25 protein-coding genes are annotated in these 26251 nt (G+C 65.1%); 10 read left to right on the plus strand and 15 right to left on the minus strand.

Features of this window, described 5'->3' with window-relative positions; all coding sequences use genetic code 11:
- Window positions 1-60: 60 nt before the first annotated feature.
- Both SR3_RS05415 and SR3_RS05420 read right to left on the minus strand, forming a co-directional pair.
- A complete protein-coding gene (locus tag SR3_RS05415; protein ID WP_068081871.1) occupies window positions 61-936 on the minus strand; it encodes a TraB/GumN family protein in 876 nt (291 codons plus the stop codon).
- Complete coding sequence (locus SR3_RS05420) at window positions 926-1858, minus strand: TraB/GumN family protein (protein ID WP_068081874.1); 933 nt, start codon at window positions 1856-1858, stop codon at window positions 926-928. The genes SR3_RS05415 and SR3_RS05420 overlap by 11 nt, the downstream gene beginning before the upstream one ends.
- A gap of 125 nt (window positions 1859-1983) precedes the next feature.
- Between SR3_RS05420 and SR3_RS05425 the strand changes: the two genes are divergently transcribed.
- The 3 genes from SR3_RS05425 (at window position 1984) to ppdK (ending at window position 7954) form a co-directional block, all read left to right on the plus strand.
- Entirely contained in the window at window positions 1984-2895 is a 912-nt protein-coding gene (locus SR3_RS05425; protein ID WP_157098644.1) for a glycine--tRNA ligase subunit alpha, read from the plus strand.
- Window positions 2892-5186, plus strand: coding sequence for a glycine--tRNA ligase subunit beta (gene glyS, locus SR3_RS05430; RefSeq protein WP_068081940.1), 2295 nt, complete (start codon window positions 2892-2894; stop codon window positions 5184-5186). The genes SR3_RS05425 and glyS overlap by 4 nt, the downstream gene beginning before the upstream one ends.
- Window positions 5187-5272: 86 nt before the next feature.
- A complete protein-coding gene (ppdK, locus tag SR3_RS05435) occupies window positions 5273-7954 on the plus strand; it encodes a pyruvate, phosphate dikinase (RefSeq protein WP_068081883.1) in 2682 nt (893 codons plus the stop codon).
- On the opposite strand, the gene SR3_RS05440 is transcribed toward ppdK, so the two are convergent.
- Window positions 7951-8739, minus strand: coding sequence for a methyltransferase domain-containing protein (locus SR3_RS05440; RefSeq protein ID WP_068081886.1), 789 nt, complete (start codon window positions 8737-8739; stop codon window positions 7951-7953). The genes ppdK and SR3_RS05440 overlap by 4 nt on opposite strands.
- 73 nt (window positions 8740-8812) lie before the next feature.
- Here SR3_RS05440 and SR3_RS05445 point away from each other — a divergent pair, with 73 nt between their 5' ends.
- The gene (locus SR3_RS05445; RefSeq protein ID WP_068081888.1) at window positions 8813-9532 is read left to right on the plus strand and encodes a ComF family protein; all 720 of its coding nucleotides are present in this window, start codon (window positions 8813-8815) and stop codon (window positions 9530-9532) included.
- A gap of 481 nt (window positions 9533-10013) precedes the next feature.
- Window positions 10014-10388: a phosphoribosyl-AMP cyclohydrolase gene (gene hisI, locus SR3_RS05450; protein WP_068081893.1), complete on the plus strand. Its 375-nt coding sequence runs from the start codon at window positions 10014-10016 to the stop codon at window positions 10386-10388.
- Between the two features lie 4 nt (window positions 10389-10392).
- Here the strand turns inward: hisI and SR3_RS05455 are convergent, their stop codons facing one another.
- The 4 genes from SR3_RS05455 to tyrS all read right to left on the minus strand — a co-directional run bounded on the left by SR3_RS05455 (window position 10393) and on the right by tyrS (window position 14151).
- A complete protein-coding gene (locus SR3_RS05455; protein ID WP_068081896.1) occupies window positions 10393-11106 on the minus strand; it encodes a dienelactone hydrolase family protein in 714 nt (237 codons plus the stop codon).
- A 5-nt stretch (window positions 11107-11111) separates the two neighbouring features.
- Entirely contained in the window at window positions 11112-12371 is a 1260-nt protein-coding gene (locus SR3_RS05460; protein ID WP_084454983.1) for an MFS transporter, read from the minus strand.
- Window positions 12372-12457: 86 nt separating this feature from the next.
- Entirely contained in the window at window positions 12458-12820 is a 363-nt protein-coding gene (locus SR3_RS05465) for a PilZ domain-containing protein (protein WP_068081903.1), read from the minus strand.
- Between the two features lie 101 nt (window positions 12821-12921).
- Complete coding sequence (gene tyrS / locus SR3_RS05470; protein ID WP_068081906.1) at window positions 12922-14151, minus strand: tyrosine--tRNA ligase; 1230 nt, start codon at window positions 14149-14151, stop codon at window positions 12922-12924.
- Between the two features lie 46 nt (window positions 14152-14197).
- Between tyrS and SR3_RS05475 the strand changes: the two genes are divergently transcribed.
- Together SR3_RS05475 and SR3_RS05480 are read left to right on the plus strand one after the other, a co-directional pair.
- Entirely contained in the window at window positions 14198-14725 is a 528-nt protein-coding gene (locus SR3_RS05475) for a DOMON-like domain-containing protein (RefSeq protein WP_084454986.1), read from the plus strand.
- Complete coding sequence (locus SR3_RS05480) at window positions 14722-15930, plus strand: exo-beta-N-acetylmuramidase NamZ family protein (RefSeq protein ID WP_068081909.1); 1209 nt, start codon at window positions 14722-14724, stop codon at window positions 15928-15930. The genes SR3_RS05475 and SR3_RS05480 overlap by 4 nt, the downstream gene beginning before the upstream one ends.
- Here SR3_RS05480 and SR3_RS05485 read toward each other — a convergent pair.
- The 5 genes from SR3_RS05485 to SR3_RS05505 all read right to left on the minus strand — a co-directional run bounded on the left by SR3_RS05485 (window position 15924) and on the right by SR3_RS05505 (window position 21013).
- Window positions 15924-16808: a DUF817 domain-containing protein gene (locus SR3_RS05485; protein WP_068081912.1), complete on the minus strand. Its 885-nt coding sequence runs from the start codon at window positions 16806-16808 to the stop codon at window positions 15924-15926. The two genes, SR3_RS05480 and SR3_RS05485, sit on opposite strands and share 7 nt — an antisense overlap.
- The gene (locus SR3_RS05490; protein WP_068081915.1) at window positions 16766-17191 is read right to left on the minus strand and encodes a GFA family protein; all 426 of its coding nucleotides are present in this window, start codon (window positions 17189-17191) and stop codon (window positions 16766-16768) included. Before SR3_RS05490 ends, SR3_RS05485 begins: the two co-directional genes overlap by 43 nt.
- Window positions 17192-17258: 67 nt before the next feature.
- A complete protein-coding gene (locus SR3_RS05495) occupies window positions 17259-17510 on the minus strand; it encodes a GlsB/YeaQ/YmgE family stress response membrane protein (protein ID WP_068081919.1) in 252 nt (83 codons plus the stop codon).
- A gap of 215 nt (window positions 17511-17725) precedes the next feature.
- On the minus strand, window positions 17726-19735 hold the full coding sequence (gene parE, locus SR3_RS05500; RefSeq protein ID WP_068081946.1) for a DNA topoisomerase IV subunit B: 2010 nt from the start codon (window positions 19733-19735) through the stop codon (window positions 17726-17728).
- Window positions 19736-19792: 57 nt separating this feature from the next.
- Window positions 19793-21013 (minus strand): penicillin-binding protein activator, encoded by a 1221-nt coding sequence (locus tag SR3_RS05505; protein WP_084454988.1) that lies wholly within the window; start codon window positions 21011-21013, stop codon window positions 19793-19795.
- A 40-nt stretch (window positions 21014-21053) separates the two neighbouring features.
- Between SR3_RS05505 and rsmI the strand changes: the two genes are divergently transcribed.
- Genes rsmI through gshB form a run of 3 tightly spaced genes read left to right on the plus strand, consistent with a single transcriptional unit; the run spans window position 21054 to window position 23284 of the window.
- Window positions 21054-21881 carry a 16S rRNA (cytidine(1402)-2'-O)-methyltransferase gene (gene rsmI, locus SR3_RS05510; RefSeq protein ID WP_068081922.1) on the plus strand — a complete coding sequence of 276 codons (828 nt, stop codon included), beginning with the start codon at window positions 21054-21056 and terminating at the stop codon, window positions 21879-21881.
- Entirely contained in the window at window positions 21878-22249 is a 372-nt protein-coding gene (locus SR3_RS05515) for a YraN family protein (RefSeq protein ID WP_068081926.1), read from the plus strand. The genes rsmI and SR3_RS05515 overlap by 4 nt, the downstream gene beginning before the upstream one ends.
- Before the next feature lie 30 nt (window positions 22250-22279).
- On the plus strand, window positions 22280-23284 hold the full coding sequence (gshB, locus tag SR3_RS05520) for a glutathione synthase (protein ID WP_068081928.1): 1005 nt from the start codon (window positions 22280-22282) through the stop codon (window positions 23282-23284).
- Window positions 23285-23486: 202 nt separating this feature from the next.
- Here gshB and SR3_RS05525 read toward each other — a convergent pair whose 3' ends face one another.
- From SR3_RS05525 to rdgB, 3 genes are read right to left on the minus strand one after another with little or no spacing between them, the layout of a single operon-like run.
- On the minus strand, window positions 23487-24410 hold the full coding sequence (locus SR3_RS05525) for a tyrosine recombinase XerC (protein WP_068081930.1): 924 nt from the start codon (window positions 24408-24410) through the stop codon (window positions 23487-23489).
- Entirely contained in the window at window positions 24407-25570 is a 1164-nt protein-coding gene (hemW, locus tag SR3_RS05530) for a radical SAM family heme chaperone HemW (protein ID WP_068081931.1), read from the minus strand. The genes SR3_RS05525 and hemW overlap by 4 nt, the downstream gene beginning before the upstream one ends.
- Before the next feature lie 12 nt (window positions 25571-25582).
- Window positions 25583-26203, minus strand: a complete 621-nt coding sequence (rdgB, locus tag SR3_RS05535) for an RdgB/HAM1 family non-canonical purine NTP pyrophosphatase (protein ID WP_068081934.1) — start codon at window positions 26201-26203, stop codon at window positions 25583-25585.
- Window positions 26204-26251 lie beyond the last annotated feature (48 nt).

Consider the following 26251-nt stretch of genomic DNA (forward strand, 5'->3'; position numbering starts at 1 on the left):
AGCGGGCGCCCCTAGCGGCAAATGCGGGAAAAGGCAAGCGCCAGACGGCTTCGGCGCGCGCTATTCCACGCGGGTGACGCGATAGCCATGGGCCGCCAGCAAGGCGGGCAGACCATCGGGCCCGGCCATATGGGCAGCGCCGACCGCCACGAAGGGCTTTTGGCCATGGGCCATGGCGGCGGTGATCGCGGCCTCCCACGCATGGTTGCGGCCCAGATAAAGCTGATGGCGCAGCACCGGATCGGCCAGCATTCCGCTGGAGGTCTGCGCCCCGATCCAGCCCATATCGCCGCGACGCCATGCCTCTTCCAGCGCTTTGGTGTCCTCCGGCGCTTTGGGCGCGCCCTCGATCACGCTGGCCAGCATGGCGCGCTGGGCGCTTTCGGGCAGGCTGTCGAACAGGCCGAGCTGCTTTTGCGCGCCTTCCAGCTCGCTGACGGGCAGGTGGTTGGCCGAGAGCAGCGCGCGGTCCACGCCGTTGGCGGCATCCTCCGCATCGCCCTGAGCGGCATGACCCAGCGCCAGAGCAACAGCCCATGTTTCGGTATCGCCAAAGCTGTCAGGCCTGAGCCCGGCCTTGCCCATCAACTGGCCGAGGGCTGGGCGCAGCTTGTCCGGCACTCGGCTGGCGATGGGAGGCTGATCCGGCGCATGCGCGAGGCGGTTGTAGATGGCCCGCGTCGCCCCATCATTGTTGAGATCGGCAATTTCCACCATCAGCAGGCTGGCTTGGCCCAAAGCCGCATCCACACGCGCCGTGCGCCATGCGACAGGGCGGGGCAGGGCATGGATCGTGCCGAACAGCCATGCTTGTTGCCCTTGCGGTCCCTCCACATGCCACAGCGCCGGATTGGCCGGGTCTGTGCGCGAACAGGCCCCCGCCAGCAAGGCCAGCGTTAAAGCAGCAGCACTCCGCCAGAACGGCTTATTGAACACGCGTCACCTTGATGCCCATCCCGGCGAGCTGATCCTGCACGCTGCCCTTGCCCGCCAGATGGCCCGCGCCCACCGCCAGCAGCACCGTGCCGGGCCTGGTCAGCCGGGCCTTGATCCAGCGCGCCCAGGCCTTGTTGCGGTCGATCAGCAACAGCTTGAGAAGCATCGGGTCGCTCTCATCCTCATTCATCAGGCGGGCCAGCTCGTCGGCGTGACCGGCCTTCCATTCCCTGATCATTTTCGCCAGATCGTCGGGGATCTTGTCGGCATCCTTCAGGACTTCATCCAGATAGCGGATCTGGGCGTCCTCAGGCAGCTTGTTGAACAGGCCCAGCTGATATTCCGGGGTTTCCAGAGCCTCATGGGCTTTCCCGGCGTCCTTGAAGCGGCGCGACAGCACCACATCCACGCCATTGGCCGGATCATAGCCCGATTTCATCAGCGGCAGAGTGGACAGCGCCACCGCCGCATACCATGGTCGAAACGCATCGAACGCCGCGCCGGGCAGCCCATCGGTGGCGAGCGTTTTTTCCAGCGCTTCCCTGCTCCTGGAGGAAAGCCTGGCGCGCAAGGTCTGGCCCTGAGGCAGCATCGCCGTCTGCATCACCACGCTGCGCATTGCTGCGGGATCCTTGTCGAGGATTTCGGTCACCAGCGTATCGGCATGCTCGGTGGCATCCGCCACCTTGCCATCCATCCACGGCACATCCTTGGGCAGGGCATGCACCGTGCCGAACAGATAGATCACGCTCTTGCCCCGCTGCACGCGCCACAGCGCCGGGCGCACCAGCGCGGGCACCGCCACCTGCCGCTTGGGCTGAGGGGTGGGCAGGCGCTGGGTTTCGGCCTGAGCGACAGGCGCCATCAGAGCGGTCAGCAGGGCCAGCAAGGCGAACATCGGGCGCAGGAGCAAGGTCAGCATGGCCCACAGCCTATAATGGCGATTTCGCTTCTGTCGATTGCCCGGCATGGTTGATCTTTGGATAATATCCGCAATCTCGCGCGTGTCTTGACCGCCGCATGCGCTTGCGTCAAAGGCCTAGCCCCATGAGCGCGCAACATTCCGGCACACAACCACTCAGTTTTCAGGACATGATCCTGACCCTCCACAATTTCTGGAGCGCACAGGGCTGCCTGATCCTGCAGCCCTATGACATGCGCGTGGGCGCGGGCACATTCCACCCCGCCACCACCCTGCGCGCGCTGGGCCCGGAGCCGTGGAAGGCCGCCTATGTCCAGCCCAGCCGCCGCCCGACAGATGGCCGCTATGGCGAGAACCCCAACCGGCTGCAGCACTATTACCAGTATCAGGTGATCCTGAAGCCCTCGCCGGACAACCTGCAGGAGCTGTATCTGCAGTCGCTCGCCGCCATCGGCGTCGATCCGCTGGCGCATGACATCCGCTTTGTGGAAGACGATTGGGAAAGCCCCACGCTGGGCGCCTGGGGTCTGGGCTGGGAAGTCTGGTGCGACGGCATGGAGGTGACCCAGTTCACCTATTTCCAGCAGATGGGCGGCTTCGACTGCAAGCCCGTCGCGGGCGAGCTGACCTATGGTCTGGAGCGTCTGGCCATGTACATTCAGGGCGTGGACCGGGTTTATGACCTGCGCTTCAACAATGATGGCGTCAGCTATGGCGACGTCTTCCTGAAGAACGAGCAGGAGATGTCGAAGTACAATTTCGAGATCGCCGACACGGATTCGCTCTTCAAAGGCTTCGTCGCCGCCGAGGCCGAGGCCAGGCGCTGCATTGAGGCCGACATTCCGCTGGCCGCCTACGATCAGGCGATCGAGGCCTCGCATCTCTTCAACCTGCTTCAGGCGCGCGGTGTGATCTCCGTGCAGGAGCGCGCCAGCTATATGGGCCGCGTGCGCGATCTGGCCAAGGGCGCTTGCCAGGCGTGGATCGAGAAGAATGAGGCCGCATGGGCCGAGAAATTTCCGGGGTGGACGAAGTGAGCACGTTTCTTCTCGAACTGCGCAGCGAGGAAATCCCGGCGCGCATGCAGGCCGGCGCCCGCGCCGAGCTGGAAAAGCTGTTTCGCGGCGCGCTGAATGCCGCTGGCGTTTCGGTTGGGTCTTTGCAGGTGTGGTCCACGCCGCGCCGTCTGGCGCTGATCGCGCGCGATCTGCCCGTGGCCACCGAAGCTGTCAGCGAAGAGGTGAAGGGGCCGAAAACCTCCGCGCCCGAGCAGGCTCTGGCAGGCTTCCTGCGCAAGACCGGCCTGACCAAGGAACAACTTACCGAGCGTGACGGCATCTACTTCGCCATCACCGAAAAGCCGGGCCGTGCCACCGCCGATGTGCTGGCCGAAGCGATCCCCGCCATCGTGCGCGGCTTCAGCTGGCCCAAGTCGCAGCGCTGGGGCGCCGCCTCGCTGTCGCCCGAGAGCCTGCGCTGGGTGCGTCCCTTGCAAGGCATCATCGCGCTGCTCGATGGCGCTGTGGTGGACTGCGAAGTCGGCGGCATCGTCGCCGGGCGCGAGACTATGGGGCATCGCTTCCATTCGCATGGCGCCATCGCCATCGAAAGTGCCGAGACCTATGCCGACCAACTGCGCGCCGCGCATGTGCTGGTCGATCATGAGGAACGTCAGGGCATCGTGCGCTCCGGCGCGGCCAAGGTTGCGGCTGACGCTGGCCTGACGCTGGTCGAGGATGAAGGTCTGGTCGTGGAGAACGCCGGCCTTACCGAATGGCCGGTGCCGCTGCTGGGCCGCTTCGACGAAGCCTTCCTCGAAGTGCCGCCCGAGACGATCCAGCTGACCGCCCGCGTCAACCAGAAGTATTTCATCTGCCGGGACGCCGATGGCAAGCTGGCCGACGCCTTCGTCTGCACCGCCAACATCGCGGCGAGCGACGGCGGCGAGGGCATCGTGGCGGGCAACCGCAAGGTGCTGGCCGCGCGCCTGTCGGACGCGCGCTTCTTCTGGCAGCAGGACCGCAAGGTGCCGCTGGCCGATCAGGCCAAGAAGCTGGAGCGCATCACCTTCCATGAAAAGCTGGGCACCGTGGCCGACAAGGTCGCGCGCGTCGCCAAGCTGGCCGAGTGGTTGGCAGCGGAGGGCATCGTGCTGGGCGCCGATCCCGTGCTGGCGCGTCAGGCGGCGGAATTGTGCAAGGCCGATCTGGTCACCGAAATGGTGGGCGAGTTCCCCGAGCTTCAGGGCCTGATGGGCGGCTATTACGCCCGCGCCGAAGGTCTGGGCGATGTGGTGGCCGATGCTATCCGCGATCACTACAAGCCGGTCGGGCAGGGCGACGATGTGCCCACCGCGCCGGTGACGGTCTGTGTGGCGCTGGCGGACAAGCTGGATACGATTTTCTCGTTTTTGGGGATCGATGAAGGCCCTACTGGGTCGCGAGATCCATTTGCTTTGCGCCGTGCAATGCTTGGCGTTGCCAGAATTGTAACTGCCAACAATATTCGCTTGTCGTTGGAGGCTTTTGCGGCAGCATCCGGCTCGGTGTACGGCATTCAGTATGCCTACCATATGGCTAGAGTCGTGCCGGGCCTTGAACATGCTATCGATGATTGCATTGATGGACAAAGCCTATCTAATACCAATCTCTTAGGGATGGTTTTGCACATTGCCATAGCTGCGCAGAATGCAATTATGGCGGACACATCCACAGAAGGCTGGACAGACCAGCAGCGTCAAGTCGGTTGGCGCCATCGTGATTATATTCATGAGCGACTGCATATTCCTGAAGCCTCTCAAGCTTTGGAAATTGGAAAGCAATTGCTGACTTTTGCAAGTGACCGCCTCAAGGTCCAGCAGAAGGAAGCGGGCGTCCGCCACGATCTGATCGACGCCGTCTTCGCCCTTGGCGGAGAGGACGATCTGGTCCGCCTGCTCGCCCGCGTCCACGCGCTGCAGGCCTTTGTCGCCAGCGAGGATGGCATCAACCTGCTCGCCGGTTACAAGCGCGCCGCCAACATCCTCAAGGCCGAGGAGAAGAAGGGCTGGGACAAGGACGCCACCAACCCCGCCCCCGATGCCGATGAAAAAGCCCTGATCGAAGCCCTGTCCGCAGCCGGTCCCAAGGCCGCCAGCGCTGTCGAGGGCGAGGACTTCACCGGCGCCATGGCGGCTCTGGCCACGCTGCGCGCGCCCATCGATGCCTTCTTCGACACGGTGACGGTCAACGATGCGGACCCGGCCAAACGGTCGGCGCGCCTCGCCTTGCTTGACGCCTTCCGGGGCGCGGTCCACAAGGTCGCCGATTTCTCGCGGATCGAAGGCTGACCCTCGGCGCGAGCCTCTTCCCCATGCCAGCCCTCAGCGGGCAAGGCATGGGGTGGGAGATGGCCGGGCAGGGAGGTATGGCCTGAGTGGGTGAGTTCGTCTTCCATTTCGGCGGCGGCGCGCAGTCCGCCGACCCGCGCGCGCAGGACAAGGCCGTGGTCGGCGGCAAGGGCGCCAATCTGGCGCAGATGGCCGCCATCGGCCTGCCGGTGCCGCCGGGCTTCACCATCTCTACCGAAATCTGCGCCCATTACGCCGGGGGCGACCGCCTGATCGATGACGATCTGCGCACGCAGGTCGCACGCGGCATCGCCCATCTGGAAGCCGCCACCGGGCGCCTCTTTGGCGATCCCGTCACCCCCCTGCTGGTTTCGGTGCGTTCCGGCGCGGCGGTGTCCATGCCGGGGATGATGGACACGGTCCTTGATCTGGGCCTGAACGATGTGACGGTGGAGGCGCTGGCCAAGGCCTCGGGCGACGCCCGTTTCGCCTGGGATTCCTACCGCCGCTTTATCCAGATCTATGGCGATGTGGCGCTGGGTGTCGACCATTACCTCTTCGAGGATGCGCTGGAGATCGCCAAAGAAAACAATGGCTTCTTTACAGATGTTGAGATGGAAGCTCAGCACTGGCGGGCGCTGGTCTCCGAATACAAAAGCATCGTCGAAGCCGAAACCGGCGCGCCTTTCCCGCAGGATGTCGATGCGCAGCTCTGGGGCGCCATCGCCGCCGTTTTCGACAGCTGGGAGAGCGAGCGCGCCCGCACCTATCGCCGGTTGAACGGCATTTCCGCCAGCCTCGGCACGGCGGTGACGGTGCAGGCCATGGTCTTCGGCAACCGCGACGAGCAGAGCGCCACCGGCGTCGCCTTCACCCGCGATCCCACCACAGGCGCCCGCCAATGCTTCGGCGAATGGCTCATCAACGCCCAGGGCGAGGATGTGGTCGCGGGCCTGCGCACCCCGCAATACCTCACCCGCGCCGCGCGTGAAGCGGCAGGCGCCAAGCCGCTGAGCATGGAAGAGGCCATGCCTGAGGCCTTCACTCAGCTGACCGGCCTGTTTACCACGCTGGAAACGCATTTCCGCGATATGCTCGACATCGAATTCACCGTCGAGCAAGGCCGCCTCTGGGTGCTTCAGGCCCGCAGCGGCAAGCGCACCGCCGCCGCCGCCCTGCGCATGGCCAGCGATATGGTGAGCGAGGGCCTGATCACGCAGGACGAAGCCCTGCTGCGCATCGAGCCCATGGCGCTGGCGCAACTGCTGCATCCCACGCTCGATCCCGATGCCCCGCGCGATCTGTTGGCCAAGGGCCTGCCCGCCTCGCCGGGCGCGGCCTCTGGAGCCATCGTGCTGGACGCGGAAACGGCGGAAAGACGCGCCGAACGCGGCGAGGCGGTCATTCTGGTTCGCGTGGAAACCAGCCCCGAGGACATTCACGGCATGCACGCCGCTGTCGGCATCCTGACGGCGCGCGGTGGCATGACCAGCCACGCCGCCGTGGTGGCGCGCAGCATGGGCCGCCCTTGCGTCACGGGCACGGCAGCCATCTCGATCGATGCCGCCAAGCGCAGCCTCTCGATCGGCGGGCGGCAGCTGCGCGAGGGCGACACCATCACCATCGACGGCACCACCGGCGAGGTGATGGCCGGCAGCGTGCCTTTGACCCGCTCCGAACTGGTGGGCGATTTCGCCGTGCTGATGGGCTGGGCCGATCAGGTGATGGCGCAGACCGGGCGTTATCTGGGGGTGCGCGCCAATGCCGATACGCCTGCCGAATGCCGCGTCGCGCGGCAATTTGGCGCTCAGGGCATCGGCCTGTGCCGCACCGAGCCGATGTTCTTTCAGGCCGAGCGGATTGAGGCGATGCGCCGCTTTATCCTCTCGCCGCACGAAACCGCGCGGCAGGAGGCTCTGGACCGTCTGCTGGGCTGGCAGCGCGCGGATTTCCGCGCGATCTTTGAGGATATGGCAGGCCTGCCCGTCGCGATCCGACTGCTCGATCTGCCGCTGCACGGGTTTCTGCCTGAAAGCGATGCGGATATGGCCGCTCTGGCCGAAAGCATCGGGCTCAGTCTGGATAAATTGCGCCGCGTGGCGGGCGGCATGCATGAGTTCAATCCGCTGCTCGGCCTCCGGGGATGCCGTCTGGGGCTGGCCTATCCCGAACTCTACGCCATGCAGGCCCGCGCCTTGTTCGAGGCTGCCTGTGAGGCGGCGCACGTCCATGATCCGGTGCAACTGGAAGTGATGGTTCCGCTGGTCACCACGGCGGCGGAACTGGCTCAGGTGAGCACTCAATTGCAGGAAACAGCATTGGCGGTTTTCGCCGAAAAGGGCGTCACGCTGTCATGGCGCGCTGGCGCGATGATCGAGGTGCCCCGCGCCGCGCTGATGGCAGGCGAACTGGCGCGAGAGGCTGCGTTCTTCTCCTTCGGCAGCAATGATCTCACCCAGACCACGCTGGGTATGGGGCGCGACGATGCCGCACGTTATATGGGCCGCTATGTGGACCGTGGCATCTATGGCGCCGATCCCTTTATCACGCTGGATGAAGCGGGCGTCGGCGCGCTGATCACATTGGCGCGCGACAGGGGGCGTGCGGCTAACCCCTCGTTGGACTTGGGCCTGTGTGGCGAACATGGCGCCGATCCGGCCTCAATCGCCTTTTGTCTGGAGCAGGGGCTCGATTACGTCTCGGCCTCGCCTTACCGCGTGCCGGTGGCGAGGCTGGCGGCGGCTCAGGCGGCACTGAAGGCGGGTTAGGCCCGCCAGCCCGAAAGCGTCAAAATCTCGAAATGCTCGGTGACGCGGCCTGCTTCATCGGCTGCCTCGGCAAAGGCGGCCAGAGCGCGGGCATAGGCCTGCTTGCCCAGGGTCGGGGCTGTGTCTTTCAGCACCGCGCCGAGCCCTTGAGCGCGCAAATCGCCAACCAGCGCGCCCAGCGCGCCGAAGCGCACATCCAGACCGCGCGCATCGGCCACCGGATTGGCCAGACCCACGCGCTGCAGCAGTTGCGCCCCGCTGCGCACATCGACTGCCGGATGCAGCCGTGCCGCGGGGCGCTCTCCATCGGCGGCCAGCATGATCGAGCGCAGCACCGGCAGGCTGCCCGCCGCCATCATGCTGATCAGCGCCAGCCCGCCCGGCGCCAGAGCATGACGCATATGGATCAGCGCCCCCGGCAGGTCGTTCACCGTATCGAGCGTGCCAAGGCTGACGATCAGATCGAAGCCGTTCACCGGCCATGGCGCTTCCTCATTCAGCGCCAGCACGCCACCGCGCGCTGTCACATCGGCCAGCGTCACCTCAACACCCTGCGCCGCCAGAGCCGGGGCAAGGGCGCCGCCATCATCCCCCATCACCAGAGCCCGCTTGGGTTGATGACGCAGGAACGACAGGCGATCCAGCACATCCTCCACCCGGTCCTCGGCCAGCCAGCGGGCGGCATTGGCGCGGGTTTGCAAGGCCTGCATCCGCTGGCGCACAGCGGCGCGGCGGCGAGCGGAGAAAATTTTGGGCGGGGCGGGGGGCTGGCTGACGGAACTCATGCCGCCCTCCCTGCCGCGCGGCGCGCCGGAGCGCAAGGCTTGCGCAAGCAGAGCGGCGCGCTAGCATCACGCCATGGCTTCCTCCTCTCCGATGCAGGCGCTGGCACCGCTGATCGATGCTGTCTATCCGCAGCGTTGTCCGCTGTGTGGAGCGATGCTGGCCGGGTATGACGGGCTGTGCGGCGCCTGCTGGGGGCAACTGAGCTTTCCGGGCGATCCCGCTTGCGATCTGTGTGCCACGCCGATCTCGCCGGAAGGGCCGAACCGCTGCGAAAGCTGCATGGCAGAGCCGCCCCGCCACAGGGGTATCGTGGCGGCCACCTGTTACGATGCGGTTTCGCGCCAGCTGGTGCTGCGGCTGAAGCATGGCCGCCAGACAGCACTGGCTGCGATGATGGCACGGATGATCGCGGCCCGCCTGCCGGAGCGCAATCTGGCAAGCTGGGCGCTGGTGCCGGTCCCGCTGCATCGCTGGCGGCTCTGGCGCCGAGGTTATAACCAGTCGGCCTTGCTGGCGCGGGAGTTGGCAGGGCTGACGGGCGGAACGCTGATGGTCGATGCGCTGATCCGTCATCGCCGGACGCCTTCGCTCGGCGGGCTTGACCGGGCCGAGCGAGCCCAGGCGCTGCAGGGGGCGATCACGGCGCATCCGCGCCGCCTGTTGCGAGACCGCAGAGTTATGCTGGTGGACGATGTGCTGACCAGCGGCGCCACCAGCCAGGCTTGCGTCGATGCTCTTCTGGCTGCTGGCGTGCGCGAGGTGCGAATCGCCTGCTTTGCGCGGGTCATCTAAACACGAAAGCGCCCGAGGTTGGTCCTCGGGCGCTCACGTGACGAAACATGAGGCGGCGCTTTGTTGAGGATCGGATCCGGCCCCTTGCCACCGGCTCATCGAAACCTCTGCGCGGATAATGATATGGCCCCTGTTCCACATCATTACGCCTGATCTGTCTTCTGTCTCCTGGCGACGGAGATGACCGGCTGCCTGGCAGTCTCGATCATCCGCCGCAAAGCGACACTCATGCGATCGCTATGCGATCATTTTCCCTGAACCGTGGCGCTTGGCGTCATCTGCGTGGAATTCCCTCAAATTCCTCAGCGGATGATGGCACCTGTCGGTGTACGGCCTCCCTCAAGGCCGTGAGAGTGTGATCGGCCTAAATGGGGCAAAGATAAAGAGGCGCGTCCGCTTCGTGTGGATTTTGGCCCCCATATGTGGTTATCCTGCAACAAAGGTCTGGCATGCGCTGCCGCAACACAAGGATATAACACAGATGACTGGCGCCGATGCCGAGCAACGGGAAAAGGGTAGCACGTTTCTGCCACGGTTTGATGACAAGGGTCTGATCACCGCCATCGCGGTTGATTCGCTCAGCCGCGAGATCCTGATGGTCGCCTTCATGAACCAGGAAGCGATCGATCAGACGCGTGAGACTGGCCTTGCCCATTTCTACTCCCGCTCACGCGGGCGGCAGTGGATGAAGGGCGAAACATCGGGCCATGTGCTGCGGGTGCAGGAAATCCGCGTCGATTGCGATCAGGACGCTGTGGTGATGATCGTGACGCCCGCCGGGCCCGCCTGCCATACCGGCGCTGTCAGCTGCTTCTACCGCAAGCTGGAGGGCGACGGGCTGGTGCCCGTCGCCTGAGAATTTACGCGAAGATCGAATTGAACAGATCGGTGGTGGCCGCCCAGCTGGCGCGGTCCGCCGCCGCATCGTAACCCAGCACCGCCGGATTGCCGCGATTGTCGCTTTCCGGATCGGTGAAGCCGTGCTTGACCTTGCCATAGGAATGGAAGTGCCAGTCGGCCCCGGCCTGATCCATTTCCTCCCAGAAAGCAGAGACCTGCTCGCGGGTGGCCAGTGGGTCGGCATCGCCGTGGCAGACCAGGATTTTCGCCTTGATGGCGCCGGGCTCGGCCTGACGGTCGGTGGTGAGCAAGCCGTGATAGCTGACGGCGGCGGCGATGTCAGTGCCTTCGCGCGCCAGCTCCAGGGCGGCCTGACCGCCCATGCAATAGCCGATCACGGCGGCGGTGAGGCCCTCGGCGCCTTCCAGCGCGCGCCCGGCGGCCAGAGCCGCGCGAATGCGGGCGCGATAGACATCGACATCGGCGCGCAGCGCATTGCCCATGGGGTGCGAGGAGGCGAAATCCTTCACCGGCTCGCCATAGAAATCGGCGACCAGCACCAGATAGCCGTCACCGGCCAGCTGGCTGGCGCGCGCGGCGACGGCGGCATTCATGTTGGCGATGTTGGGATAGACGATGATCAGGCCGCGCGGCGTGCCTTCGGGCTTGCCGAAATGGCCGGTCAGCGCCGTGTCGCCATCGTGATAGGTGTGGGGGACGAGGGAGATGCTCATGAGGGTCAACCTTGTTCAAGGTGGGGGGAAAAGGTCCGCGCGCGGCGGATTTGCGGGAAGAACACCGCCCAAAGCACGGTGATCGTCATGGCGCCGATGCCCCCCATCACCACCGCGCCCGTTGCCCCCAACAGCGCGGCGGCGAGCCCGGATTCCATCTCGCCAAGTTCATTCGACGCGGAAATGGCGAGGCCCGAAATGGCGCTCAGCCGTCCGCGCATTTCGTCGGGCGTGTGAAGCTGCACCAGCGTGCTGCGCACAAAGACCGAGATCATGTCCGCCGCGCCCAGCACTGCCAGCAGACCCAGCGACAGAAGGTAATTGGTGGAAAGCCCGAAGGCGACGGTGATCGCCCCGAACACGCCGACGGCGACAAGCATCTTCACGCCGACATTCTGCGAGATCGGGCGCGCCGTCAGCACGATGCCCATCAGCGAGGCGCCCACGGCGGTCGCCGCGCGCATCTGGCCCAGCCCCTCGGGCCCGGCATGGAGGATATCGCGCGCAAAGACCGGCAGCAGCGCTGTCGCTCCGCCGAACAGCACGGCGAAGAGGTCCAGCGTGATGCAGCCCAGCAAAAAGCGGTTGTTCCACACGAAGGTGAAGCCCTCGGCGATCTGGCGGATGGGGTGCTGGTCGCGGTTGCCGGGATGCGGCGGCAGGCGGCGCAGGCCCGCCATGCTCAGAAAGCCGATGGCCAGCAGGATGACGGCGCCCATATAGGGGGCCGTGGGATGCACGGCGAAGAGCAGGCCAGCGCCCGCAGGACCGATGATCGTTGCCAGTTGCATCGCCATGGAGTTCATCGCCACCGCGCGCGGCAGCAGGGCTGGCGGCACCAGCAGCGGCGCCATCGAGCCCACCGAAGGCCCGATGAACACGCGGGCCAACCCATGCAGCGCGCCGAGGCCAAACAGCAGCGGCAGGCTCAGCGCATGGAAGGCCGTGGCGGCCCAGAGCGATCCGGCCACCACCAGATCGACCGCGATCGACATCAGCCCGACGTTACGTTTGTCGAACCGGTCCGCGATCACGCCCGCCACCGGCGAGAGCAGGAACATCGGCACGAACTGGCAAAAGCCCATGATGCCCAGCTGGAACGAGGCCTTGGCGATGGACATGTGATAGTCCTGCCGGGCCACGTCATAGAGCTGATAGCCGATGATCACCGCCATGCCGCCACCGGCCAGCCAGCTGCAGAAGCGCGTCAGCCAGAAGCGGCGATAATCAGGGATATGGGCGGGCGAGCGGGGCTGATCAGTCACAAGCCAACCGCATGGCAGGCCAAAGCCGCTTTGCCAAGGGCTTGAAGGAGCTCTTGGGCTTTGGTCCTGCCTTGATCGTCTGATGGTTAGCGCAGCGGGGGCGGCGGCAAAGGCGTGCCGCGACGACCGCGCGGGCTGGGCGAAATCGCATCGATCAGCGCGGTGAAATCGTCGAGGCGGATGATCCGCTCGAACTGGAAGCCGGCGCGGTCCTCTGTGGCCCAGATCAGATGGGCCTCGATGCGGCCCACCTTGGGCAGGCGGATCACCACGCGCTCACCGCGCGAGAGCGGGATTTCGCCCGACGCCATAAAGCCATGCGCCGAGATGTTGGAGATTTGCAACGAGAGATCGCCAAGGCTGCGATGTTCGCCCATCACCCGATGGTTGACCGGGTGGCGGGCCGAACGCCGCAATTCAGTGACCGATAGCTGCGCTCCGCCAACCATTTTCCGTTTTTCCTTATCCTGGAGATGATGTGGGGGCATTATCCCCCACAAGCCCCAAGATTTGGTAAAACCGGCACCGGTTTGCCGCATAAGCGGCACGTTTACGCCGGTTTCAGAATCCCGTGCTTCTTCTTGCCCGCGGAAATCCGCACTTCCCCAGAAGACAGGTTAACAAGCTGTGTCTCGTCTGAAACCGATTCGCCATCGAGTCGGGCCCCGCCACCGGCGATGAGTCGCTTGGCCTCGCCACGGCTCGCCGCGAAACCGATGCCGACCAGCGCGTCGGTGATGGTGATGCCTTCGGCGGGCACGGTGAAGGTCGGCAGGTCGGCGCCGAGGCCGCCACCGGCGAAGGTGGCGGCAGCGGTGGCCTGCGCGGCTTCGGCGGCTTCGCGGCCACGGGCCATGGCGGTGACCTCATTGGCCAGCACCACCTTGGCATCGTTGATCTGGTTGCCGGGCAGGGCTTCCAGACGGGCGATCTCGTCGAGCGGCAGATCGGTGAAGAGGCGCAGGAAGCGGCCCACGTCGCGGTCGTCGACATTGCGCCAGTACTGCCAGAAATCATAGGCGGGCAGGGCATCTTCATTCAGCCACACCGCGCCATTCAGGCTCTTGCCCATCTTCTGGCCATCGGCGGTGGTCAGTAGCGGGGTGGTGACGCCGAAGACCTCCTTGCCGTCCATGCGGCGGGCCAGCTCGATGCCGTTAACGATGTTGCCCCACTGGTCCGAACCGCCCATCTGCAGGCGGCAGTCGAAACGCTTGGCCAGCTCGCGGAAATCATAGCCCTGCAGGATCATGTAGTTGAATTCGAGGAAGCTGAGCGACTGCTCGCGGTCCAGCCGCAGCTTCACCGAATCGAAGCTGAGCATGCGGTTGACGCTGAAATGCTGGCCGACCTCGCGCAGGAAAGAAATGTAGCCCAGCTGGTCGAGCCATTCGGCATTGTCGACCATGATGGCGTCGGTGGGGCCGTCACCGAAGGTCAGGAAACGCTCGAAGATGCGGCGGATCGAGGCGACATTGCTGGCGATGATCTCGTCGGTCATCAGCTTGCGCGCTTCATCCTTGAAGCTGGGGTCGCCGATCTTGCCGGTGCCGCCGCCCATTAGCACGATGGGCTTGTGGCCGGCCTGCTGCATGCGGCGCAGCAGCATGATCTGCACCAGCGAGCCCACATGCAGCGATGCCGCCGTGGGATCGAAGCCGATATAGCCTGTCACGATCTGCTTTTGCGCCAGCGCGTCGAGCGCATGCGCATCTGTCATCTGGTGGACATAGCCCCGCTCGGAGAGCAGGCGCAGCAGGTCGGACTTGTATTCGGTCATGATACCCTCTTGAACAAGGCGTGCCGCCTAGCATGGAGAAACGCGCTTGGGAACGTATAGCCTGATCTGCCATCCCGATACGCCGCCGCTGGGGGTGAAGGCGGTGCATGTGACATGGGCGCAAGGCGAGGAAGACTTGCTTTTGCGTTGGCATGTGGAGGGAGCCGAGCGCCTTGTGATCCCGGCGCTGGTGGATCAGCCTGCCCCTACCGATGGGCTTTGGAAGACCAGTTGCTTCGAGCTGTTTCTGGATGACGCCCATGGTTATCGCGAGTTCAATTTCTCGCCCTCGGGCCATTGGGCTTCCTATGGTTTCGATGGTTATCGCAGCGGGATGAAGGCTCTGCCTCTGGGCGCGCCGCAGATGGATGTGGTGGCGGGCGAGGAATTTGCGCTGACCGTCACTTTGCCCGCCGATCTTGTGCAGGGCGCTTCCCATGCCAGTCTGACGGCTGTGATCGAGGAAGAGGGCGGCCATAAAAGCTATTGGGCGCTGGCGCATGCCTCGGGCCAGCCCGATTTCCACGCGCCCTCTTGCTTCATCCTGCCGCTTGGGGCAGCGCAGCAGCCATGACGGATGTTCTCTTCGGTATCGACCGGCTGCTGGCCGACCCTGCCCTGCGCGCGCCTCTGAAGGGCAAGCGTGTCTCTTTGGTGGCGCATCCCGCTTCGGTGACGGCAGATCTGCGGCATTCGCTGGATGCTTTGGCGGCGTGCGGGGATATCACGCTGACCTCGGCTTTCGGCCCGCAGCACGGGCTGAAGGGCGACAAGCAGGACAATATGGTCGAGACGCTGGATGAGGTCGATCCGGTGCTCGGCATTCCGGTCTTCAGCCTTTACGGCGAGGTGCGCCGCCCCACACCGGCGATGATGGACACGGCGGATGTGTTCCTCTTCGATCTTCAGGATCTGGGCTGCCGCATCTACACCTTTGTCACCACGCTGCTCTATTTGCTGGAGGCTGCGGCGGAGACCGGCAAGAGTGTGTGGGTTCTGGACCGCCCGAACCCTGCCGGTCGGCCGGTGGAGGGCACCACGCTGATCCCCGGGCAGGAGAGCTTCGTCGGCGCCGGGCCGATGCCGATGCGCCACGGGTTGACGCTGGGCGAGATGGGCCACTGGTTTATCCGCCACTATGGGCTGAAGGTGGATTATCGTGTCATCACCATGGAAGGCTGGCAGCCCGAAGGCCCCGGCTTTGGCTGGCCGGAGAGCCGCATCTGGATCAACCCCAGCCCGAATGCCGCCAATGTGAATATGGCCCGCGCCTATGCGGGCACGGTGATGATCGAGGGCGCGACGCTTTCGGAAGGGCGCGGCACCACGCGTCCGCTGGAGGTGCTGTTCGGCGCCCCCGATATCGATGCCAAGGCTGTGCTGGCCGAGATGCAGGCCTTCGCCCCGCAATGGCTGGCAGGCTGCGCTATCCGCGAATGCTGGTTCACACCGACCTTCCACAAGCATGCGGGGCAGCTGTGCAGCGCCCTGATGATCCATGCCGAGGGCAGCTTCTACTACCACAACGCCTTCCGCCCGTGGCGCCTGCAGGCGCTGGCCTTCAAGGCAATCCGCCGACTTTATCCCGATTACCCGATCTGGCGCGATTTCCCCTATGAGTATGAGTTCACGCGCCTCGCCATCGACGTGATCAACGGCGGCCCGGCGCTGCGCGAATGGGTGGACAATCCCGCCAGCACCCCCGCCGATCTGGAGGCTGTGGCAGGCTGCGATGAAGCGGCATGGCGAGCAGAGATCGCCGACCTGCTGCTCTACTGACCCTCTCGCTGGTGGAGCCCTTCCACCAGCACGAAGGAGATATACATCAGCAGCAGCCATGCCCCCAGCTTTTCGGGGCTCACCAAAGTCCAGCCGTCGCGCTGGCTGGGGTAGAGCCATGCGTGGGAGAAGGTGGAAAGGTTCTCGGCAAACCAGATGAACAGCGCCACCAGCAGCCAGCCCAGCAGCAGCGGCATCCAGCGATGCTGCCGCCAGTTGCGGAAATAGACGCGGGTGCGGGCGAACAGCCAGGCCATCACGGCAAAGCACAGCAGGCGCAGATCGGGCAGCCAATGATGGGTGAAGAAATTGACATAGATCGCCACCGCCAGCCAGCGGCTCGCCTTGCGCGACGGGTAACTGGTGAAGCGGAAATCGAAGATCCGCCACACCCGCGCCATATAGCTGCCCACCGCCGCATACATAAAGCCGGAGAACAGCGGCACGCCGCCGATCCGCAGCAGGCTTGGCTCGGGATAGGCCCATGAGCCGACCGACGTCTTGAACAGCTCCATCGCCGTGCCGACGACATGGAAGGCAAGAATGACCCTAGCCTCGCTCCATGTTTCCAACCGGAAGGCCAGCATGGCGATCTGGATGCCGAGCGCCGCCAAGGTCAGCGCATCGTAGCGGGCGATGGGGGCGTGTTCAGGCCAGAACACTCGTGTGCCCAGCAGCAGGGCCAGCATCAGTCCGCCGAACAGACAGGCCCAGCCTTGCTTGAAACCGAACAGCAGGAATTCGTAGAGCCAGCTGCGCCACCCCGGCGGCGGAGCATAAGCCTCCACGGCCAGCCGGACGCGCTGGAACCGTGTGTGGGGGTGCACAGGGGTGTTCAGTCTTGCGGCATCACCGGCGCCGGGGGCTGGGCAACCCATTGTTCCAGCGCGGGATCGATATGGGCCCAATCCGGCGCGCTGTTGGTCCAGATCGCCGCCGAGGGCTTCAGGCCATGGCCGTCGGCAAGAAAGCCCAGACGGAAGGTCTGCAAATGCATCCGCGCCGAACTGGTGGCATAGACCGGCGTGCCGCATTGCGCACAGAAATGCTTGGTCAGCGTGTTGCCGCTGGCGGCAGTGTGACCATGGCTGCCAAGTTCGCCTTCAACCACCACCGCCTCAACCGGGAAGATGGCATTGTTGGTGGGGCCTCCGCCCGAAATCCGCTGGCAATCCCGGCACCAGCACTGGCGAACGGTGACAGGCTCCGCTGAGATGGTTGCTGTCACCGCGCCGCACGCGCATTGCCCTTGATATGCCATGATAAACCCTGCCGTACCGAGTGATCCGGCAGGCAGTGTGATCGGTCAGGCCTTTCAGGTCAACGCTTCATCGCACTCTGCCGCGCCTCAGCAGATTGACGCCGCCCAGCAGGATCACCGCGCCGATCAGCGAGACGCTGAAGCTGGACACCGTCAGCCCGGAGTTGTTGATGTTCCCGCGCGAGAAAATCAGCCCGCCGATAAAGGCCCCAGCGATGCCGACGACGAAATTGACCAGCAATCCGCCATCATCGCCCATGATCAAACCGGCCAGCCAGCCCACCACGACGCCGATAAGTATCCACATCAGAATGCTCATGGAACGCGATCTCCATTATGCTTGCACCTGATGGTGAATGCCTGGGTAAGGGGCTTGTTCCTTGGAAGGTTTGAAAGGATGAAAGCAGGGGGCTATCACCAACTCATGCCTGCGGCGCTACACAAGGCCGAACCCGAAGCACTACGCAGACATGAATGGGAGCGCGAGGGTGTAACACCCTCGCATTTCTCTTTTCTTCCTGACCAAAGCCGCAATCAGGCGTCGATCAGATCCGGGTCCAGTTCACCCGCCCGGTTCTGGATGAACATAAAGCGATGCTCCGGGTTACGGCCCATCAGACGGTCCACCAGATCCTTGACCTGAGCCCGCGCCTCATACTCTGGTGGCAGGGTGATACGGACAAGGCTGCGCTTGGCCGGGTCCATCGTGGTTTCGCGCAATTGCTGGGGGTTCATCTCGCCCAGACCCTTGAAGCGCCCGACCTCAACCTTCTTGCCCTTGAACTTGGTCTTCTCCAGTTCGGCGCGATGGGCGTCATCGCGGGCATAGGCGCTCTCCTTGCCGGCGGTCAGTCGGTAGAGCGGGGGCTGGGCCAGATAGAGATGGCCCTGCTTCACCACTTCCGGCATTTCCTGGAAGAAGAAGGTCATCAGCAGGGTGGCGATATGCGCGCCATCGACATCGGCGTCGGTCATGATGACGATGCGGTCATAGCGCAGATTGTCGGGGTTGCAGTCCTTGCGCAGGCCACAGCCCAGCGCCAGCGACAGATCCGCGATTTCCTGATTGGCGCGGATCTTGTCCAGCGTGGCGCTGGCGACGTTCAGGATCTTGCCACGAATGGGCAAAATCGCCTGTGTCTTGCGATCACGCGCCTGCTTGGCGCTGCCGCCTGCCGAGTCGCCCTCCACGATGAACAGTTCGGTCTCGCCGCTGCCTTCGCCGCTGCAATCGGTCAGCTTGCCGGGCAGGCGCAGCTTGCGGGCGTTGGTGGCGGTCTTGCGCTTGACCTCACGCTCGGCCTTGCGGCGCAGGCGCTCGTCCATCTTCTCCATCACATAACCGAGCAGCGCCTTGCCGCGCTCCATATTGTCGGTGAGGTAATGGTCGAAATGGTCGCGGATGGCGTTTTCCACCATGCGCGCGGCCTCGGGGCTGGTGAGGCGGTCCTTGGTCTGGCTCTGGAACTGCGGGTCGCGGATAAAGACCGAAAGCATCGCCTCGCAGCCCGTGACGATATCCTCGGGCGCGATGTCCTTGGCCTTCTTCACGCCCGTCAGCTCGCCGAAGGCGCGGATGCCCTTGGTCAGCGCGGCGCGCAGGCCCTGTTCATGCGTGCCGCCATCGGGGGTGGGGATGGTGTTGCAGTAATAGGAATAGGCCCCTTCCGACCACACCGGCCAGGCGATCGCCCATTCCACACGCCCGTTCATCTCGCCCGGGAAATCCTGCGATCCGGCAAAGGGCTGGGTGGTGACGCATTCGCGCCCGGCCACCTGCTCGGCCAGATGGTCGGCCAGACCGCCGGGAAACTGGAAGATGGCCTCGGCAGGCACATCCTCGCTGGTGAGCGCGGGCGCGCATTTCCAGCGGATTTCAACGCCAGCAAAGAGATAGGCCTTGGACCGTACCAGCTTGAACAGCCGCGCGGGCTTGAATTTGGCATCCGCCCCGAAAATTTCCGGGTCCGGCGTGAAGGATACGCTGGTCCCGCGCCGGTTGGGTGCCGCGCCGATCTTCTGCAGCGGCCCCTGCGTGATACCGCGCGAAAATTCCTGAGCGAACAATTCCTTGTTCCGGGCCACTTCCACGCGGGTCAGCGTGGAAAGCGCGTTCACCACGCTGATGCCCACGCCATGCAGACCGCCGCTGGTGGCATAGGCCTTGCCCGAAAACTTGCCGCCGGAATGCAGCGTGGAGAGGATCACCTCCAGCGCCGACTTGCCCGGAAACTTGGGATGTTCATCCACCGGGATGCCGCGACCATTGTCGATGATGGTCAGGCGGCCAGGCGTGCCCGGCGCTTCTTCCAGCACGAATTCGATACGGTTGGCATAGCCTGCCACCGCCTCGTCCATCGCATTGTCCAGCACTTCGGCGGCGAGGTGATGCAGTGCGCGCTCATCCGTGCCGCCGATGTACATGCCGGGGCGGCGGCGGACGGGCTCAAGCCCCTCCAGCACCTCGATGGCGCTGCCGTCATAGGTCTCGCCGCTGGGGCCGATGGGGGCTTCGAAGAGATCGTCGGGCGTGCTGTCTGACATGGATGCGAACATAACGCGCACGAAGCCGTGCGCGCAAGGTGCAAACCGCCTTTTTCCTCAGTCGTCGAAACGCGCCGGGGCCGGGCTGACGACCGGCACGGTGTTGCTGGTCGTGCTGCCGGGAACCGCCTTGATTTCCCGCACTTCCAGCGAGCGCTCGATGACATTGTTGGCGTTGAAGCGGAAGATGCCGTCGGTGCCCGCAAAGCCGCCCTTGTCGTACAGACGCTGGGTGGGGAAGGGACGGCCCGGCTGCCATTCGCGCGCGATGCGCAGGGTCAACAACACGCTGTCGTAACCCATGGTGGCGATGCGATAGGGCGCCTCGCCATAGCGGGTGCGGTAGCGGTCCGAGAACTGGCGGAAATGCGTGTCCGAAAGGGCGGCATAGAGCGAGCCGCGCAGCGCAGGGGTTCGGGCCAGCAGGGCCTCGCCACTCCACAATTCGGTGCCGAGGATGCGCATCGTGGGTTTGCCGGCTTTCAGCAAGGGCGCGGCCTGAGCCGCCGCGCGGGCCGTATCGCCCACCAGCACCGCGTCGAATGTGCCATGGGCCTTGAGCTTGCGCACGGCAGCAGAGATGGAGGCGGGATCGCGACCATAGGTCTCGATCCCCACCAGCTGACCGCCGCTGTTTCGCACGGCATTCACCATGGCGGTGGAGGCCCGCTCGCCATAAACGCCCAGCGGGACCAGAGCGGCAAAGCGCGTCACGCCCAGCCCCTTGGCATAGCGCACCACGCGGGTGATCGACTGGGCGGGGATGGTGCCCATGATGAAGGTGTCACCACCCGCCACGGTATAGTCGTTGGAGAAGGACACCACCGGCACATGCGAGGCGCGCGTCACCTGAGCTACCGCGGCGGCATCCTCGCCCAGCAGGGGCCCAAGGATCAGGCGGTTGCCATCGGCCAAGGCTTTGGAAGCGGCGGCTGCGGCGCCTGCCGAAGTATCATAGGTGGTGATGCGCAGGTTGCTGGCATTCATGTCCAGCAGCGCCATGGTCGAGGCATTGGCCAAAGCCTGACCCGCCGCGGCATTGGGGCCGTTCTGAGGCACCAGCAGCGCGACACGGTGCCGGTCGGTATCGGTCGGCAGGTTGGCGGGCGGCGGGGCCTGGGTCTGCGCGGGCGGCGGCGGCGGGGCCTTGGGGCCCTTGGGAATGACGGTACAGGCGGCCAGCGTGGCGGAAAGGCCGATGGCCATAGCGCGGCGGGTCCAGCTTGCGGCGGCGGTACGATTGGAATTCTGCGTCATCTGCGCCCCAATGTTGAACATCGCTTGTCCTTCCCCATGCCCATGGTCCATGGGGGGCGCCATGGATCAGCGCCTTACCCCCGGCCTCTATATTGTGGCCACGCCCATTGGCAATCTCGGCGATATCACCATGCGCGGTGTGGAGATACTGCGTGGCGTGTCAGCGGTGGCCTGTGAGGATACTCGGATAACCGGGCGGCTGATGCAACACCTTGGTTTGAAACAGCGCCTGATCCGTTACGACGATCATGCCGATGAAAATGCTCGCGAAAAGCTGCTGGCGCTGATGAGCGCGGAGCCCGTGGCGCTGGTGTCCGACGCGGGCACGCCGCTGGTCTCCGATCCGGGCTATCGTCTGGTGCGCGAGGCGCGCGAGCGGGGCATTGCCGTCACCAGCCTGCCGGGGCCATGCGCGGCGATCATGGGGGTGACGCTGTCGGGGCTGCCTTCGGACCGGTTCCTGTTTGCCGGTTTCCTGCCGTCGAAGGACAAGGCGCGGGGCGATGCGCTGGCGGAGCTGGCTGCCGTGCCCGCGACGTTGATTTTTTACGAGACCTCTCCGCGCCTGATCGATTCGCTGACCGCCATCGCGCAGGTGCTGCCGGGCCGCGAGGTGGCCGTGGCCCGCGAACTGACCAAGATGTTCGAGGAATGCCGCAGCGGCCAGCCTGAAGAGCTTATCGCCCATTACACCGCCCATCCGCCCAAGGGCGAGATCGTGCTGCTGATCGGCCCCCCGGTGGCGAAGCAGGCGACCATGGAGGATGCTGAAGCCATGCTGCGCGCCGAATTGCAGCATGCCAAGGCCAGTCAGGCCGCCGCCGCCGTGGCCAAGGCCACCGGGCTGGACCGCAAGGACCTCTACGCGCTGGCGATGCGTCTGAAATGAGTGATTGGCGCGGCCAGGCCAGTCGCATCGCCGCCGAGGCGCGCGGTCGCAACGGCGAGGATGAGGCAGCGCTGTTTCTGGAAGGCCTTGGTTTCGAAATTGTCGCCCGCCGCGTGAAGACCCCACGCGGCGAAGTCGATGTGATCGCCCGGCGCGAAGGGCTGACCGTGTTCGCCGAAGTCAAATGGCGTGCCAAGGCGGCAGCCCATGTCGATGCCATCGACCAGAAGCGTCTCACCCGCGTCGCCATGGCCGCCGAACTGCTGGCCCCGCGCTTCGTACCCGATGGCGCGGATATGCGGATCGACGTCATCCTCCTTGCGCCGGGCCATGATCCATACCACATCCCCAACGCGTGGATGCCGTAAGCGCATCTGTCTGATTTTCAGGAGTACCTCATGAGTTTGCGCGTCGCTGTCCAGATGGACCCGCTCTCCGGCATCAACATCGCGGGCGATTCCACCTTTGCCCTGATGCTCTCGGCGCAGGCGCGCGGGATTTCGATGTGGTACTATGATGTTGGCTCGCTGGCGTGGGACTCGCTGGGCGATGGCCCGGCCAAGGTGACGGCTTGGGCCGCGCCCGTCACGGTGCAGCGCCCCGCCGAAAAGGGCGAGAGCCACTACGCGCTTGGCGAGTTCCAGACGCTGGACCTGGCCGAGGATGTCGATGTGGTGCTGATGCGCCAGGATCCACCCTTCGATCTGGGTTACATCACCGGCGCGCATATCCTTGAAAAGCTCAAGGGCCGCACGCTGGTCGTCAACGATCCCGAGCAGGTGCGCAACGCGCCCGAAAAAGTTTTCGTTCTCGATTTCGCGCAGTTCATGCCGCCCACGCTGGTCGCCCGCCGCATCGAGGATGTGCGCAGCTTCCAGCAGCGCCTTGTCGCCAAGGGCTACTCCGGCGATCTGGTCATCAAGCCCCTCCACGGCAATGGCGGCAAAGCGGTGTTCCGCGTGCCCGCCAGCGGCGACAACCTTGGCGCGCTGGTCGAGGTCTTCAGCCAGATGTGGCCCGAGCCCTATATGGTCCAGCCCTTCCTTCCCGATGTGGCCAAGGGCGACAAGCGCATCGTGCTGGTGGACGGCGTGGTGGCCGGCGCCATCAACCGCCGCCCGGGCGCTGGCGAGTTCCGCAGCAATCTGGCCGTGGGCGGCAGCGCCGAGGCCACGCAACTGACCGAGCGCGAACAGGAAATCTGTCGCGTCCTCGGCCCGGAGCTGAAAAAGCGCGGCCTCACCTTTGTGGGCATCGATGTGATCGGCGGCGAGTGGCTGACGGAGATCAACGTCACCTCGCCCACCGGGATCGTCGCGATCGAGCGTTTCGATGGCGTGGATGTCGCCGGGCTGATCTGGGATGCGATCGAGGTTCGGGTTGCAGAGATGAAGAAGGCTTAAGAGATAAAGCAGGGGGCCATCGCCCCCTGCACCCCCATTACTGCATTGACCTGCGCATCGCATCCGCGCTGCGCCAAAGCGGCGAAGCCGCAATCATTGATGCCTGCGGCGCTGAGACCTTGCTCTGCGGCTGAACCCGAGGCGCTACGTAGACATGAATGGGAGCGCGAGGGTGTAACACCCTCGCATGTCCTCTTCCTTCTTATCCCTGTTCCCTTGGATGCGCCGCCCGATAGGCATCCAGCAAAACAGCCGCATCCACCTTGGTGTAGATCTGGGTGGAGGACAGGCTGGCATGCCCCAGCAACTCCTGCAAAGAGCGCAGATCAGCCCCTGCGCTCAGCAGATGGGTTGCGAAGGAATGGCGCAAGGCGTGAGGCGTCGCTGTATCCGGCAGGCCCAATGCCCCCCGCGCCCGGCGGACGGCTTTTTGCACCAATGCCTGATTGAGCGCCCCGCCTCGCGCTCCGAAGAACAGCGGGCCGTCGCGGGTGATCGGCCATGGGCAGGCCTTGACGTAATCGGCCACCGCCTGCGCCACGATGGGCAGGATCGGCACGAGGCGTTGCTTGCTGCCCTTGCCCGTGACCAGCAGGGCCTCGCCTATCGGCAGAACACCGCCCGTGAGCGACAACGCTTCCGCGATGCGCAGCCCTGCGCCGTAGAGCAACATCAGTACGGCTCTGTCCCGGGCGCCGATCCATGGGGCGGTGGCGTCTTCCTCGACGAGGTCGGCGAGGTTGATGGCCTCGTCAGGGGTGACAGGGCGCGGCAGGCCTTTTTTGATCCGGGGGCCGCGCAAGCGGGGCGGGGCGGGGGTCGGGTCTCCGGCCTGCTGGCGCGCGAAGGTGAGGAAGGCGCGCAACGCGGAGAGTTCGCGCGCCGCCGAGGCATTGCCCAGCCCATCGGCGCGGCGGTCGGCCAGATGGGCGCGGAGGTTTGAGGCTTCGATTTCCGCCAGAGTAGCCCAGTCCTCGGCGCCCGTGGCGTGAACCAGTCGGGAAGCGGTGGCGGTGTAGGCGCGGACGGTGTGCGGGCTACGGCGGCGATTCTGGGCAAGATGGGCGGTCCATGCGGCCAGCAGATCGGCGCGGCGGGCGAGGGACTGCTCCGGTTCCTCGCTCACACCACCAGTTCCGTGGGGACGAGTTCGCCGATCAGCGCATTCAGCACCAGCATCCCCGGTTCGGTGACGCCGATGCGGGGGCCTTCATTCCAGACCAGCCCTTGCCTTTCGTACAACGCGAGGCGGGCGGGGGCGGCCAGTTCGTCGGGCGAGAGGCCAAACCGCGTGGAAAGCGCCGCCAGATCGACGCCCTCGGCCAGACGCAGGCCCATCAGCATGGCCTCGGCGGCCTGTTCGCGGATGGAGAGCTGGCGGGCTTCCTGAATGCCATCGCCCTGGGCCTCGATGGCCGAAAGCCAGTTTTCGGGCTTCTTGTGACGCGTGGTGGCGACATGGCCAGCAGGGGGGGCGTGCCGGCGGCCATGCGCTCCGGGGCCGATCCCGGCGTAATCCTGATAGCGCCAATAGACGAGGTTGTGGCGGCTCTGCTGGCCGGGGCGGGCGTGGTTGCTCACCTCATAGGCGGGCAGGCCATGCACCGCCGTGATCTGGCGGGTGAGGGTGAAGAGATCGGCTGCCGGATCGTCCTCCAGCGGGGCGAAGGCGCCGTCGCGGACGAGGCGCTCGAAGCGGGTGCCGGGCTCGATGGTCAGCTGGTAGAGCGAGAGGTGATCGGTGCCGAAGGAGAGGGCGCGGGTCAGCTCCGCTTCCCATTCGGCCATGCTCTGGTTCGGGCGGGCGTAGATCAGATCGAAGCTGGTGCGGGTGAAATGGCGCTGGGCAACATCCAGCGCCGCCAAAGCCTCATCCACGCCATGCAGGCGGCCCAGGAATTTCAGCGCCTTGTCATCCAGCGCCTGCACGCCCAGCGAGACGCGATTGACCCCTGCGCTGGCCAGGGCCGCGAAGTTCGCCGCCTCCACGCTGGAGGGGTTGGCTTCCAGCGTGATCTCGATGCCGGGGTCGAAGCCCCAAAGCTGTTCCGCGCGTTCCAGCAGAGCCGCCACCAGTGCGGGCGGCATCAAAGAAGGTGTGCCGCCACCGAAGAAGATGCTGGTCAGCGTCTCGCCGCCGGCGAGTCCAGCCTCGCGCTCCATATCGGCCAGCAGGGCACGCTGCCACAGCGCGTGGTCAACCCCGTCGCGGACATGGCTGTTGAAGTCGCAATAGGGGCATTTCTTGAGGCAGAAGGGCCAATGGATGTAAAGTGCGCGCGCCATGGCCCCCCACTATCACCCAAACTGGTCGGCCACCAGCTTGGCGAAAGCGTCGGAGCGGTGACTGATGCGGTTCTTCTCGACCGCGTCGAGTTCGGCAAAGGTCTGCTCATGACCCAGCGGCACGAAGACCGGATCGAAGCCGAAGCCCGCCTTGCCGCGCGGCGGCCAGACCAGCTTGCCATCGGCGCGGCCCTCATAGACGGCATGGACGCCATCGGGCCAGGTGATCGCCAGCACGCAGGCGAAATGGGCGGCGCGGCCCACATCGGGGCCCTGCTCGCACAGCAGGCCTTCCACCTTGCCCATGGCCATGAACCAGTCGCGGCCCTCGGGGCCTTCATACCAGTGGCGCTCGGCCCAGTCGGCGGTGTAGACGCCGGGGCGACCGCCCAAGGCTTCCACGCAGAGACCCGAATCGTCGGCCAGCGCGGGCAGGCCCGATTTCTGCGTGGCGTAACGGGCCTTGAGCAGCGCGTTGTCGATAAAGTTGTCGTGGATTTCCTCGGGCTCGTCGAGATCGAGGTCTCCGGCGGAGATGCATTCCACGCCGTAAGGGGCCAGCAGCGCGGCAATCTCGTGCAGCTTGCCCGGATTATGCGTGGCGATCACCAGCTGACCTTGCAATCTCGACATGCATCTCTCCCGCAGGTTTTATTCTGTAAGAACGGCGGGACAGCGCCC

Origin of the sequence: Novosphingobium rosa NBRC 15208 (assembly GCF_001598555.1) — a bacterium.
GTDB classification, from domain to species: Bacteria; Pseudomonadota; Alphaproteobacteria; order Sphingomonadales; family Sphingomonadaceae; genus Novosphingobium; species Novosphingobium rosa.

Bases quoted from the DNA above. Each gene is read 5' to 3' on its own strand.
- SR3_RS05420 (WP_068081874.1), bottom strand. From the start codon at position 1,858: ATGCTGACCTTGCTCCTGCGCCCGATGTTCGCCTTGCTGGCCCTGCTG.
- SR3_RS05425 (WP_157098644.1), top strand. From the start codon at position 1,984: ATGAGCGCGCAACATTCCGGCACACAACCACTCAGTTTTCAGGACATG.
- SR3_RS05440 (WP_068081886.1), bottom strand. From the start codon at position 8,739: ATGAGTTCCGTCAGCCAGCCCCCCGCCCCGCCCAAAATTTTCTCCGCT.
- SR3_RS05445 (WP_068081888.1), top strand. From the start codon at position 8,813: ATGGCTTCCTCCTCTCCGATGCAGGCGCTGGCACCGCTGATCGATGCT.
- hisI (WP_068081893.1), top strand. From the start codon at position 10,014: ATGACTGGCGCCGATGCCGAGCAACGGGAAAAGGGTAGCACGTTTCTG.
- SR3_RS05455 (WP_068081896.1), bottom strand. From the start codon at position 11,106: ATGAGCATCTCCCTCGTCCCCCACACCTATCACGATGGCGACACGGCG.
- SR3_RS05465 (WP_068081903.1), bottom strand. From the start codon at position 12,820: ATGGTTGGCGGAGCGCAGCTATCGGTCACTGAATTGCGGCGTTCGGCC.
- tyrS (WP_068081906.1), bottom strand. From the start codon at position 14,151: ATGACCGAATACAAGTCCGACCTGCTGCGCCTGCTCTCCGAGCGGGGC.
- SR3_RS05480 (WP_068081909.1), top strand. From the start codon at position 14,722: ATGACGGATGTTCTCTTCGGTATCGACCGGCTGCTGGCCGACCCTGCC.
- SR3_RS05485 (WP_068081912.1), bottom strand. From the start codon at position 16,808: ATGGGTTGCCCAGCCCCCGGCGCCGGTGATGCCGCAAGACTGAACACC.
- SR3_RS05490 (WP_068081915.1), bottom strand. From the start codon at position 17,191: ATGGCATATCAAGGGCAATGCGCGTGCGGCGCGGTGACAGCAACCATC.
- SR3_RS05495 (WP_068081919.1), bottom strand. From the start codon at position 17,510: ATGAGCATTCTGATGTGGATACTTATCGGCGTCGTGGTGGGCTGGCTG.
- parE (WP_068081946.1), bottom strand. From the start codon at position 19,735: ATGTCAGACAGCACGCCCGACGATCTCTTCGAAGCCCCCATCGGCCCC.
- SR3_RS05505 (WP_084454988.1), bottom strand. From the start codon at position 21,013: ATGTTCAACATTGGGGCGCAGATGACGCAGAATTCCAATCGTACCGCC.
- rsmI (WP_068081922.1), top strand. From the start codon at position 21,054: ATGGATCAGCGCCTTACCCCCGGCCTCTATATTGTGGCCACGCCCATT.
- SR3_RS05515 (WP_068081926.1), top strand. From the start codon at position 21,878: ATGAGTGATTGGCGCGGCCAGGCCAGTCGCATCGCCGCCGAGGCGCGC.
- gshB (WP_068081928.1), top strand. From the start codon at position 22,280: ATGAGTTTGCGCGTCGCTGTCCAGATGGACCCGCTCTCCGGCATCAAC.
- hemW (WP_068081931.1), bottom strand. From the start codon at position 25,570: ATGGCGCGCGCACTTTACATCCATTGGCCCTTCTGCCTCAAGAAATGC.
- rdgB (WP_068081934.1), bottom strand. From the start codon at position 26,203: ATGTCGAGATTGCAAGGTCAGCTGGTGATCGCCACGCATAATCCGGGC.